10 protein-coding genes and 1 pseudogene are annotated in these 12,671 nt (G+C 34.0%); 7 read left to right on the top strand and 4 right to left on the bottom strand.

Annotated elements, in window-relative coordinates:
- Positions 1 to 15 precede the first annotated feature (15 nt).
- The 6 genes from cas7b (at position 16) to cas2 (ending at position 6,043) form a co-directional block, all read left to right on the top strand.
- Positions 16 to 921, top strand: coding sequence for a type I-B CRISPR-associated protein Cas7/Csh2 (gene cas7b / locus ATHE_RS13435; RefSeq protein ID WP_015908969.1), 906 nt, complete (start codon positions 16 to 18; stop codon positions 919 to 921).
- Between the two features lie 20 nt (positions 922 to 941).
- Positions 942 to 1,694, top strand: a complete 753-nt coding sequence (gene cas5b, locus ATHE_RS13430) for a type I-B CRISPR-associated protein Cas5b (protein WP_015908968.1) — start codon at positions 942 to 944, stop codon at positions 1,692 to 1,694.
- Between the two features lie 91 nt (positions 1,695 to 1,785).
- Positions 1,786 to 4,209 carry a CRISPR-associated helicase/endonuclease Cas3 gene (locus ATHE_RS13425; RefSeq protein WP_015908967.1) on the top strand — a complete coding sequence of 808 codons (2,424 nt, stop codon included), beginning with the start codon at positions 1,786 to 1,788 and terminating at the stop codon, positions 4,207 to 4,209.
- Between the two features lie 28 nt (positions 4,210 to 4,237).
- Complete coding sequence (gene cas4 / locus ATHE_RS13420) at positions 4,238 to 4,735, top strand: CRISPR-associated protein Cas4 (protein WP_041727458.1); 498 nt, start codon at positions 4,238 to 4,240, stop codon at positions 4,733 to 4,735.
- A 46-nt stretch (positions 4,736 to 4,781) separates the two neighbouring features.
- The gene (cas1b, locus tag ATHE_RS13415; RefSeq protein WP_015908965.1) at positions 4,782 to 5,774 is read left to right on the top strand and encodes a type I-B CRISPR-associated endonuclease Cas1b; all 993 of its coding nucleotides are present in this window, start codon (positions 4,782 to 4,784) and stop codon (positions 5,772 to 5,774) included.
- Positions 5,775 to 5,779: 5 nt separating this feature from the next.
- Positions 5,780 to 6,043, top strand: a complete 264-nt coding sequence (cas2, locus tag ATHE_RS13410) for a CRISPR-associated endonuclease Cas2 (protein WP_013404366.1) — start codon at positions 5,780 to 5,782, stop codon at positions 6,041 to 6,043.
- Between the two features lie 197 nt (positions 6,044 to 6,240).
- Here the strand turns inward: cas2 and ATHE_RS13405 are convergent, their stop codons facing one another.
- A complete protein-coding gene (locus ATHE_RS13405; RefSeq protein ID WP_015908964.1) occupies positions 6,241 to 6,687 on the bottom strand; it encodes a hypothetical protein in 447 nt (148 codons plus the stop codon).
- Between the two features lie 170 nt (positions 6,688 to 6,857).
- Between ATHE_RS13405 and ATHE_RS13400 the strand changes: the two are divergent.
- Positions 6,858 to 8,264: pseudogene (locus ATHE_RS13400) on the top strand (transposase); the annotation flags it as partial.
- 4 nt (positions 8,265 to 8,268) lie between these two features.
- On the opposite strand, the gene ATHE_RS15405 reads toward ATHE_RS13400, so the two are convergent.
- The 3 genes from ATHE_RS15405 to ATHE_RS13385 form a co-directional block, all read right to left on the bottom strand.
- Positions 8,269 to 8,625, bottom strand: a complete 357-nt coding sequence (locus tag ATHE_RS15405) for a DUF975 family protein (RefSeq protein WP_408605152.1) — start codon at positions 8,623 to 8,625, stop codon at positions 8,269 to 8,271.
- Positions 8,626 to 8,680: 55 nt separating this feature from the next.
- Positions 8,681 to 9,790: a hypothetical protein gene (locus ATHE_RS13390; protein ID WP_015908963.1), complete on the bottom strand. Its 1,110-nt coding sequence runs from the start codon at positions 9,788 to 9,790 to the stop codon at positions 8,681 to 8,683.
- A gap of 97 nt (positions 9,791 to 9,887) precedes the next feature.
- The gene (locus ATHE_RS13385; protein WP_015908962.1) at positions 9,888 to 12,242 is read right to left on the bottom strand and encodes a hypothetical protein; all 2,355 of its coding nucleotides are present in this window, start codon (positions 12,240 to 12,242) and stop codon (positions 9,888 to 9,890) included.
- Between the last annotated feature and the right edge of the window lie 429 nt (positions 12,243 to 12,671).

The following is a 12,671-nucleotide window of genomic DNA, read 5'->3' as shown; positions in this document are numbered from 1 at the left end:
GAGGTTTGATGAAAGATGGAAAAGAAGATTATTGATAAGAACAGCGAGATTTTGTTTACCTATGATGCTAAGCTTTGCAATCCAAACGGTGACCCAGATGAAGAAAATCGACCAAGGATGGATTGGGAAAAAGAGATAAACCTTGTGTCAGATGTTCGTGTAAAAAGGTATATCCGTGATTATTTAGAAGATATAGGACAAAAGATTTATGTTCGAAAGATTGAAGGCAAGAGTGAAAAACCAGAAAAAGTTTTAGATGCTACAGCAAAAGAAAAAAATACTGAAGTTGATAAGTTAGATGTGCTTGATACATTCATTGACATAAGACTTTTTGGTGCCACAATTCCTATTAAAGGAAGAACTGAAACTTACATTGGACCAGTACAGTTCAACTGGGGATATTCTTTGAACAAGGTTGAGCTTTTAGAAGCATCTATCACAAGCCATTTTGCAAGCGATGAGAAAAAACAGCAGGGTGCTATAGGCAAAGACTACAGAGTGAAATACTCTTTCATAGCTTTTTCTGGAATAGTGAGCGCAAGAAGAGCAAAAGAGACAAAACTTACAGAAGATGACCTAAAGTTTTTAGATAGGGCAATGAAAGAAGCAATTCCACTTTTAGCAACCAGAAGCAAGATAGGTCAGTATCCAAGGCTTTACATGAGAGTAGAGTATGTAGATGATAAGACCTTGCTTGGAGACCTCAGAGATTACATTAAACTCATTGAGGTTGTCGAAAAACCGCGAAAAATTGAAGATGTTCAGCTTGATATTACAGATTTGGCTGAGTTTTTGCATAAGAACAAAGACATAATTTCAAAGATTTACTATTTCAAACACCCAGAACTTTGCCTTGTTTGCGGTGGCAATGTTGTGGACTTTAAAGATACATTTGGTACTTTTGAGCTTGAAGAAGTTTAGAAAAACAAGGTGAGAAGAAAATGAAATTTTTAGTGTTTGACCTCAAAGGCAAGTTTGCTCACTTTAGAAAATTTTATACAAATTCATCATCGCTTTCGTATCTTGTGCCACCGAGGACTGTGATTGAAGGTATGGTTGCAGCTATCTTGGGTTTTGAGAGGGATAGTTATTATGATATGTTTTCAGCCGAAAACCTTTTAGTTGCAGTGCAGAAATTAGAAAAGACATACAAGATTGTACAGACGGTAAATTATATAAAAGCCCAAACTATAAGTGAACTAAAAAATCCAAATACCCACACACAGGTGCCGCTTGAGATCTTGGCTGGATACAATGGATTTGTAGGTTTTAGAGTTTTTGTTATGCCAAAAGATGAGAAGATATATTCTTTCTTGAGGGCAAGGCTTGAAAGTGGCAAGTCAGAATTTCCAATATACTTTGGCAGTGCTCCGTTTGCTGCAAAAATTGAGTTTTTGGGTGAATTTGAAGCCTGCAGGTGGGAAGACAGCAGGGCAGGTATTTTAACTGTGCTTGATACAGGCTTAATAAAATCTTTGAACTTAAGCTTAGAATTTTCTTCTTCTCTTGCCCTCATGAAAGACAGGATGCCGTGCGATTTTGACAAAGATAGGTTTGCCACAAAGGTCAAGACGTATATTCACGACGAAAATCTCAATCCTATCTGGGTAGATTTGAATAGCAGTGCGCAGGACAAGGTGTATTATATAAAAGAATTTTCAGGTGACAGAAAAGAATGCATTTGTGTGATGTAAAAAATATTTTGCCATTTGGGGGATAGTCCCAAGTGGCGTTTTTCTTGTTTTGGTGTAAAAGTTTTTATTTACAGGAAAAAGGGGGATTTGCATGGAGTATTATTCTCACAAAAATCCTGATAAGCTTCTTTATGATCATCTTCTTGAAGTTTATCACTATGCTATGGAGGCAAATGTGGAGCTAAAAAGCTGGGAAAAAGAAGCACTGCAAATTATATGTCTTTGTCATGACTTTGGGAAATTTACAACATTTTTTCAAAGTCATCTTAGCGGTGTATCAAGCAAGCATTCACAGCATGGTTTTTTATCAGCCATCTTTGGAGTATTTTGCTGGATGCAAAAGAAAGGACTGTGTTTACAAAAGATGAACTCCCCAGCTTCTTTAGATGAAGTCATATCTCTTTTGATTTACGCTTGCATTCTTCACCATCACGGAGATGCCAAGGATATTAGCAAGAACCTGCCAGAAAAATTTGCAGGGGATTTCAAGGCAGATATAAACCTTGTTCAGAAAATAGATGATGCCTATGTTCAGATTGAGGATTTGAGGTGCAATGCTGAGGATATAAAACCTTTGCTTGAAAAAATTGGACTTGGCAATAAATTTGAAAAGTTTTTAGCACAGCAAAGGGGTTTTATAGAGGATATCCTAAGATATCTTAAAAAAATTGAATATGGCATTCGCTTTATTGGTTTGATACCGCAGGCTTTCAAAGATGGAACTGAGCTTTATTTTGTCCAGCAAAAGTTGTATTCTCTTCTCATATGGGCAGACAAGATGTCGGCTGCAAATTACAAGGTACTGTCGCCCTGCTATGCTTCGTTAGATAGACTTATTGTGGCAAGAGACAAAGTTATCAAACCGACTCAAGATAAAAATCTGCATAGAATAAGACAAAGTGTGTTTGAGGCTGTACTTTCAAATATTGAAAAGAATAAGGAAAAAGACATATTTTCGATCACAACTCCAACAGGCACAGGGAAGACTTTGGCAGGAGTGTTTGCAGCAGTAAAACTGAAAGAAATTTTGAAAAAGTCTGGAAGGATAATATATGCTCTTCCATTCACCTCTATAATAGACCAGAACTATGATGTTGTCAAAAATCTATTTGAGACAATAGAAGATTTTGGAAAAAACAGAGACAGGTACTTGTTAAAACACCATCATTTAACTGATGTTGAGTTCAGGGGGAAAGAAGGAGCGCTAAAAGAAATTACAGATGAAATTACTGTATTTGAAAAAGTTGCTTCAGAGTGTTTTATAGAAAACTGGACATCTGGGTTTGTAGTGACAACATTTGTTCAGCTGCTTGAAACTTTAATTTCAAACAGAAACAGGATGCTCAAAAAGTTCCATGCTTTTTACGATTCAGTACTCCTCCTTGATGAGATTCAGGCAATTGATGTTGAGCTTCTGCCGCTTGTTGAAGAGGTCTTGAGAAAACTGACACAGCTTTTCAGGTGCAAGATTATTCTCATGACAGCCACAAAACCGCTTATATTCGAAGATGCTTGTGAGCTTGCAGGGTTTTGTGACTATTCAATTTTTAACAGAACAAAGCTTATGTATCACCACAGCGATTTAAAAGTAGCTGAATTTGTGGATTTCTTCTCAGAAGACATATATGAAGACGAAAAATCGTTTTTGATTGTTGCCAACACCATAAACCAGTCGCATCAAATCTACAATGGCATAAAAAACAACCTCAAAAATAAAGAGGTCATTTACCTTTCAGCAAGCCTTGTACCAAAAGATAGAAAAGATATTATAAAGAAAATAGAAAAAATGTTAGAAAGCGGAGCAAAACCCATTGTTGTTTCAACTCAGGTGATTGAGGCAGGGGTAGACATTGACTTTGATTGTGTAATAAGAGACATAGCTCCTATTGATTCAATAATCCAGTGTGCAGGAAGGTGCAACAGGCACAATGAAAAAAGCCAGGGCAATGTGCTGGTTGTAAACATGAAAGATGAAAGTGGCATAACCTTTGCAAAAAGAGTTTATGGCAACACGGCAATTGAAATATCAAGAGGACTTCTTTTGAAGCATCCCGAAGTGGAAGAAAAAGACTATGGTATGCTGATTGATAATTATTTCAGGATGATAAAAGAAAATAAATCATTTAAAAAATCTGAAGAATTTTTGAAGGCAATAAGGCTTTTAAAGTTTGACAGTATTCTGGAAAAGGAAGAACTCACAATCTCAAGGTTTAGTCTTATCCAGCAGCGGGGTGGGTATGTCAGCGTCATCATAAGAAACAACCAAGAAATAGAAGATACGTATGAGAAGTATATAAACTCTTTTTCCATAAAGGATTATTACAAAAGAAGAGAAATATATCTTGAGCTCAAAAATATCCTTTTTGAATACACAATTTCCGTGCCAGTAAAATACGCCCAGATTTTTGATGAAGAGAAAGGAATATTATCTTTGCCACCCACATCCTGTGAGCGATACTACAGTCCCGAGACAGGATTTGTGTATGACCCAAACGACAATGTCATTTTTGCTTGATTTTAAAAAACAGGATGGTGTTTTGAAAATGGATATTTACATGACAGGTGTTTACATCTGGTATTACAACATCTGCAAAAGACAGGTGTGGCTCATGGCACACAACATCTTGCCAGATGAGAACGACGATAACATAGTGCTTGGCAGATTTCTTCATGAGTATTATTACAAAAAAGATCAGAAGGAGATAAAATTCGGCAATGCAGTGTTTGACATTCTGTATCAGGACAAAGATGAGATAGTGATTGGTGAAACAAAAAAATCTTCAAGGTTCAAAGAAGCATCAAGGTATCAGCTTTTGTTTTATATAAAGCTTCTAAAAGAAGCAGGAATTTCAGCAAAAGGAGTGCTTTTTTATCCAGAGGAGAGAAAAAAGGAAGAGGTTGTTCTGACAGCTGAGGAAGAAGAAAAACTGGAAAAGATGATAGCTGAGATTGAAACGATAATTGACAAAGAGAGCCCGCCTCCTTCAGCCTACTGTAGGTATTGTCCAAAGTGTGCTTACAGGGAATATTGTTTTGCTTGAAAAGAAAAGGTTTTGTCCACAAAAAAGATTTTCGGGGTGATTTTAAGTGAAAAAAGACCTTTATGTTTTCAATTCTGGGTTTTTAAGAAGGAAAGATAACACCATCATGTTTGAAACAGATGAAGGCAAAAAGTATTTTCCGGTAGAAGAGATAGAATCAGTTTTTATATTTGGAGAGGTTGACATAAATAAAAGATTTTTGGAGTTCATGACAGAAAAGAATATATGTGTCCATTTTTTTAACAGGTATGAGTACTACGTTGGCACATACTACCCGCGCGAACATTACAACTCAGGCATTGTGATACTCAAGCAGGTAGAATTTTACAACGACTACAACAAAAGAATGACCATTGCAAGGTCAATTGTTGAAGGAGCTGTTCTAAATATGCTTGTGGTTCTGAGGTACTACAATTCCCGTGGAAATATGCTAAAAGATGAGATAGAGACAATCGAAAGAATGCGCCATAACATAAACTCCTGTGATGATGTAAATACGCTTATGGCTTTGGAGGGGAATATAAGAGAAATCTACTACAGGTGTTTTAACAAGATACTGGATAATGAAAATTTTACATTTGTCCGCAGGAGCAAAAATCCGCCTCTTGACAGGATAAATGCTCTGATTAGCTTTGGGAATTCTCTTTTGTATGCTACAACTCTTGGAGAGATTTACCAAACACAGCTTGACCCGCGCATAGGATATCTGCATTCCACAAACCAGCGCAAGTTTTCATTGAACTTAGATATTTCCGAAATCTTCAAACCCATAATTGTTGACAGGGTAATTTTTTCTCTTGTTAACAAGAAAGTGCTGAGCGAAAAACATTTTGAAAAAGAACTAAACGGCATTATATTGAACGACCAGGGCAAAAAATTGTTTGTCTCTGAGTATAACCAGAAGCTCTACTCTACTATAATGCACCCGAAACTGAATACTCAAGTAAGTTACAAAAGGCTCATCCGAATGGAAGCATACAAGCTCCAAAAATTGTTTTTGGAAAATATAGAATACAAACCTTTTGTTGCAAGGTGGTAGGAGCTATGTTTGTGATTCTTGTTTATGATGTCAATGAAAAACGGGTGGCAAAAGCTTTAAAAAAATGCAGGCAGTATCTCACATGGGTGCAAAATTCGGTATTCGAAGGAAACATATCAGAAGGAACCTTGAGAAGACTTATTCTTGAACTTGAAAGAATACTGGACTTGTCTGAAGATTCAGTTATTATCTACAAATTCCAAAATACCTGGTACTCAGAAAGGCAAATAATTGGCATTGAAAAAAATCCAGTGGATTTTATGACATGAAAAATTTATGTATATGTTTGAAATTACAATCTTCTCAATCTCCAAAAAACATATTAAAGCACCCAGCATCTGCACTGAGGTGCTTTTTTGTTGTTTCAGCTACAAAGTGAAGTTTTACTATCTTCTTAAATTTTTTGCCATTATTAGCACCTACCTTTTTCTGATAATGTTATTATTTTACTTTTTCCTGCCTCGGGTTATCCGCCAATAATGACTATTTTAGGATAATCAACTGGACTTTTGTTTTTAAAAGTGTTTTCCCTAATTTCACACAAGATTTCATCATGATCTTTGCTATTTAGTTTATAAAGATTTTCATTAATCATTTGTGTTTTCCCCTTCTTGATATAAAAGACTTCAGCATTTATAACTTCTTCTTCGTCAATTAACCTATAGAGGAGAGCATAAGTAGTTAGTGCCCTTTCAATCGCATCCTTATCACCACGATAGATGAGATCTCTTTCTTTACACAGTGTTTCTCTGATTTTTTCTATTTTTTGAAGCTTTTGTTCTTTTATTTCTTTATCAAGATCTAAATGTACAATTTTTAATTTTATATTGGTTAGACTGCCAAGAAGTCCCGCAATTATGTCAATGGCAACTTCGTGTTTAATATCCTCTTGAATAATTTTTATATCGCTCATCTTCATCATCCTCCTTCAATTAAATAATAGTATAGCCTTTTGCAAAAACGCTCAAGATGAGCGTTATCAAGCTTTACATAGAATCAAAAAAGTCTGGTCACCTTCCTCAATTGTAGGTAGTAAAATATGATTATATAAAACAAATCTTCTACTATGAGGAGGGTTCCAAAATGTTCAACACCAAACCTAAACAACTTTCTTTCATAGCCCTATTCTCCCACCTAAAGGCTTTGGCTCTCTACAAGCCTGAAAGCCTCTTGGGCTTGTTCAATAAATTCATTGACTTGTCACATTATATACCTTCTTCTTTCTACAATGCTTACTATAAACATTTTGCAAGCATAGATACTTCTCCTTAGAATCTATGCTTCTGTGCTTCCTTGTCCAAAAATTACTCAAACTAAATACCCTAACACAGCTTCGCGCTGTTGTTCTTAACTCTTATGAACTCCGTTTATTTTGTAACTTAAATGGCAATGTCCCCTCTATTTCTACTTTCTCTCGCTTCAGAAAACTATTTAACGGTGAAATCCACAAACTCTTTCAAAATATCTCTATCCACGCACACAATATTTCTCTCCAACAATGCCCTCAAGATTCTTCAATCTTAATCTTTGATACACAACAGGTATTGTCCCTCAGGTCCGTGAAAATAACCCTAAGTTCATTCATCTACTGCTGAAAAATACATCAAAAGCTAATCCTGAGCTGTCTTCTGATAAAATCTACTTCTGCTGTTTATTCTTCTTTGCCTAAAAGTGCTAACGCTAATCCTAACATCCGCCTTATGTTCACAAATGGTCATTTCCGCTGGGCTTTGAAATTTGCTGTCATTACCACTGCTTCTGGTATCCCTTTAGCTTTAGTTCCTCTGTTTAACTCTGATTCTACTTCTTCTGACCCACATCAAGAAAAAGCTATCTCCGACTTCTGCCGCTTTAATTCCTTCGCTCGAAACTTTATTCTCTTATATTCCCAAAAATTTTTCTACTTTCATCGCTGATAGCGCCTTGGATTCACATAACATCTACTCCACTTTAATAAATTCTTTCAACTTCTCTAAAATAGTTATTCCTCTAAATACAAGAGCCTCTAAAAATACTATACCTACTTCAGATCCTAATATCGTTATATCTGAAGATATGGTATCCCTATCTGCAAAAAGTTCAATCTACCTTTTAAACCCAAAGGCAAATGTCAGGGTAAAAATCGCTCTTTGCGCCTTAAATGGACTTGCCCTATGTCACAATACAAAGATGGCAAACGTGTCTGCTCTTGCCCTCAACCTTGTACTACCTCTAAATCGGGGGCAATAGTTTATATATCCTGACGATTTTCGCTCTTTCCCAGGTCTGAGCAGAAATTCTCAAGAGTTTTTAGAGCTCTACAAAAAAGTGTCGCTGTAGAGCAGACTATTTTCCACTTAAAATCCTACATGGGCTCTGATACTATTCTGTCCTTATGACCATATTTCTATTTTCTCTGATTTCTTGCTATCTGCCATTACTTTTTCTCTTTTATTTATCCTCGCTCACAACATTAAGCTTTATTGTTCTAAATTGACTATTAAAAAACTGATTATTAAATCATATATTGACTGGAAATTTCACTATTTACATATTCCTTACCTGATAATTTTTTGTATAAATAATACGATGTCACTGATATATAGGGTGTAACATATATAAATAATATACCTAAAGTTAGCATACCTAAAATGTACCATTCGATAAAACTAAGGTAAAACATTAATAATTTGAGCTTGGCTTTCTTTGTAATCCTAAAGCACTCTTTTATTATCTCAATTATAGAAACATCACTATTTTCATACAATATATAATTTGCTGGAAATAATGCTAATATAAATATAATTCCTGGTATAATAAATGCTATCAGACCTATAGGATTTATCAGTTGAGTTAATAAATATAGCAACACCACCTTATATATCAACTTGTCACTAAATCCTATAAAAAATGTACTAAAAGGTGGTTTACCACCTTTTGCTATCTCTACATAAAATGCTACAGCTCCAAATAACAATATTGAATATAGTTTCAATCCCCAAAGGGTAGGCTACAAACCTATACTTTTCCATAATTATTTTACCTATATTGGAATTAACGTCAACCTGTGTTACGTAATTGAATTTTAACTCCTTATTATCTTTTTCCCCTCCATTATTATCTTTTTCTCCTCTATTATTATCTTTTCTAACCCAAAAACTGCTGTTAAATAAAATATTTGAAGCAACCTCATTGTAACTATCAAGTAAATTTAAATTTCCATTCTTATCAAATCTATAAATCATGAACATTCTGTATCTAGAATTTGGATTAAACGCTTCTTGTGCATAAAATAACATCTTTTCATGATCTCTTGCTGTTGTTGCATTTACTAATCTGCCATCGCTGTCTATTACTTTAAACCATGGCCAGTCGAATACGTAAGAGTTTAATCTTCCATACAGAGTATCATTCTCTACATTACCTTTATCCTCTATTATTTCCTTTAAAATTCTCTCTATACTTACTGTTGCATCTGGTACTATTCCATCAGGAAGTTTTACATCGTTTTTTACCGATTCTAAAAATGGATATTTTATCGCTGTAGCATCTTTTAATTTAACAGCAACATCTTTTAAACCTGTGTTAATTTGCTCTCTGGTTAAATCTAAACCACTATATACCTTTGTTTCGTTTAATTTAGATTGAATGAAAAAATTGCCACTTGGTTGTAAAATATTTAAAAAAGGAATACCTTTAGTAAAAAATTTCTCTGCTATTAAATATATAAAATTATTACTATTAGACTCATTCGATATTACTGGTTGTATCAAATCACTTGTATAACCTTTTCTTTCTAACAAATCAAACAATCCCATTATATTTAAACTATACAAACCATGTTTTATCTTATAAAGCTTATCTTCTATATTGATCAATGGCTCGTATATAAATGATACTCTGTTGTTATTTTCCTCTGCTTTAACTGCATAAGGTTTAAATAAACTAAAAATAGTAATCATCATAATCACTAACACAACAAATCTCACAATAACTTTTATCTTTTCCCTAAAATTAATCCCTAAAATTTGACTCATCCAACTATACACCTCCAAATTTAATATTAGTTGCTTATGCTAAGTATATAAACATGGACACACAGGGTTACTAATATTAGTAACCCTGTGTGTTATATTATTTCTCAAATGCACTGCCTAAAATTGAACCGAAATATTTGGCTTTCTTTAAAATTACATCTTGTGTGATTGCATACTTCTTTGCTATTTCTATATCATTTTTTGTATAATTATAAGATGGACCAAAGTGTATACCAATAGTTTCTAAATCCTTACCTTGCTCTATATCTGACTTAACTGCCAGATTAGACCACCACCATCTCAATGGTATCTCTGCCCAATCTTTTGCTATCTTACCATCTGATAGTGGTATTGTTGGTTTATTATTAAATTTTACTCCTTCAAATATTATAGACTCTACTGCAAAATATGGATATGTTGTTTTGTCTTTGTTTACAAACTCTGGGAAAAATCTAAAGACTATTGGAAATGTATAACATGTTCTGCCACTAACTTGATTCCTATACTTAAACGGCTTACCGTTATTATCAAGCTCTGGATATCTGCTAGAAATAACCATTACATTGTATAAATGTGGCATTGCTGCTGGTACTAAATTCTTATAATCTTTTGTGGAATTTGCTTCAACAGAAATCGGTATTGCAAAATATTCTATATTATAATATTTGCTTAATATTGACTTGTTAGCAATCTTTTTATTCATTGCTTCTATTAATGTATAGTATTCTGGTGCATAGAAACAATCTTTTCCTATAGGCTTACCTACTCGATCCTCAAGATTGTATCCTGTAAATCCTACCTTCCCTATAGGCACTTTTCCTGCTACAAATACTGGATAAAGATCCTGTGATGTTTCAAAATCAAATAAATTTACTGGATCCAATGTTTTTTGGTCTGGTGTATTATAAACTGCACTAGCATATTTAGCTCCTAAATTCCATGCAGACTTAAAATCATCTAAATAGTCCATCTTGCTTAAAATATCGTAGAATATATCTACAATATACTTTCTCTTATAGTTTAAACAAGCTGCCCTGAATGTCGAAGTTGATGTTGTAACTACATATAATGGCTGCTTTGATTTGCCTAAATTTAAATAGGTGTCTCCTAACTTGGATGCATTTTTAAAATATTCATTAGACTTCCCACTTGTTAGCTTTGCTTTCTTTAAAAATTCAAAATACCCTTTTGCGCTTATCTTGCCGCTTCCTATTGCTTTATAAATTTTACCTAACTCAGTTAGTAATGGTCTCAAATCTTGCTCAGAATATAGTTCTGTTATATTGTATACTTTTTCAAATGAAATTGTATATGGGTCAAGCTGGATTACATATGCTAACTGATTTTTACCTATTTTTGGTACTTTTGTTTTAACTGGTTTTATATCAAGCGTAGGTTTAATATACATAAACTTTAAACTTATTGTGAATCGCTGTCCAGAATAATATTTTCCATACTTGAGAGGCTTACTTGACATTTTTACAGACACAAATGCATCTTTACCCAGCGACATTTTATATTTTTTAATTATAGAAGCCAATTTATTATAAACTTTTGTATCAAAATCCTTAAGAAATCTTACAGAAAGATAAGTGTATGCTCTTATCATGTCAAAATACTCCCAATTTATTAATTCAGCCTTAACATTGCTTCCACTATGTGATCCTATTTCCGATAGCTGTAAATAATCAGGGAATCTATCTTTTGCTCCATTTAAATCTGGCTCTAACTCCAAAACCAAATCGCAATTCATATAAAATTCTCTTCTATTTTTGCTTATATATTGATTGTCATACATATAAGTTGTATTTAACGTGTTACGATTAAGCTTAATAGGTGTAATTGCTGAAAACCAATTATAATAATAATTATACCACGATGCTACCATTCTCTCCATAAAAGACACTTGAGGATAATAATCTTCGCCTGAATCACAACTTGCTTTATAAAATGGCTGTCCTATTCTTTTATAAAGCAATCCCCATCCTACTCTGTCATTACCCTCAACAACATACTTTTCTTTTACATCTTTTACCTCTAACTCATACAATATCCTGCAATACCTAGCTAAAGTTTCTGGAGAAACATCATTTAACCTATACAATTTTCCGTTCTTCTGGTATATTACTGGGTTAATCTCCCCTGGCTGCCATACTGGAACTAAATATGGTGCATCATTAACTATCTCATTATCTATATTGCCATCACTGTCACTGTTTGTATTATCTGCATATGCTTTAAATATGTTCATCCAGTTGAACAATTTATCTGTTATAGTAGTAGATTTTTCTGTTTGGGTATTACTATCTGTAGGTTGCTGGCTGGTAATATCCTGCTTAACGCTTGACTTTTGGCTACAATTATAAAATACAGGACTTAATAAAGTTACTATAATAAATGTCACCACCACTGCCAATGATATTATTGACTTTTTGTTTAATTTAATCTTCATAATGTCAACACCTCCATTTTTTACTTTTATTTGATTTTCATATTTATATTAATTTGTTTCAATCCCCAAAGGGGAGGCTAAAAACTCTGATAAGTGTTAACTATGAAAAATATCAAAATTAGTTTCAATCCCCAAAGGGGAGGCTAAAAACTGCAAAAAACCCCTTACATACTCCTTATTTTTTACGTGTTTCAATCCCCAAAGGGGAGGCTAAAAACCGTGGAGGTTTTTGAAAAACGTCGCAAGGAATAAATGGTTATGTTTTCAAGCAACTATAGATTGTTTCTATTATACCCCACAAGCTCTTGAAAATCAACACATACCAGAAATTACCTTTTGCTGTCGATCCCCGGGGGTTTTTGGGGAAATTGCAGGTCGACAGCAATTGGTAAATACAAAAGTAAAAAAGTATAGGAAAAAGTAAATACA

Origin of the sequence: Caldicellulosiruptor bescii DSM 6725 (assembly GCF_000022325.1) — a bacterium.
Lineage (GTDB): Bacteria > Bacillota > Thermoanaerobacteria > Caldicellulosiruptorales > Caldicellulosiruptoraceae > Caldicellulosiruptor > Caldicellulosiruptor bescii.
Note: the sequence above shows the minus strand (reverse complement) of the source record. Positions and strands in the feature narration are given on the sequence as shown.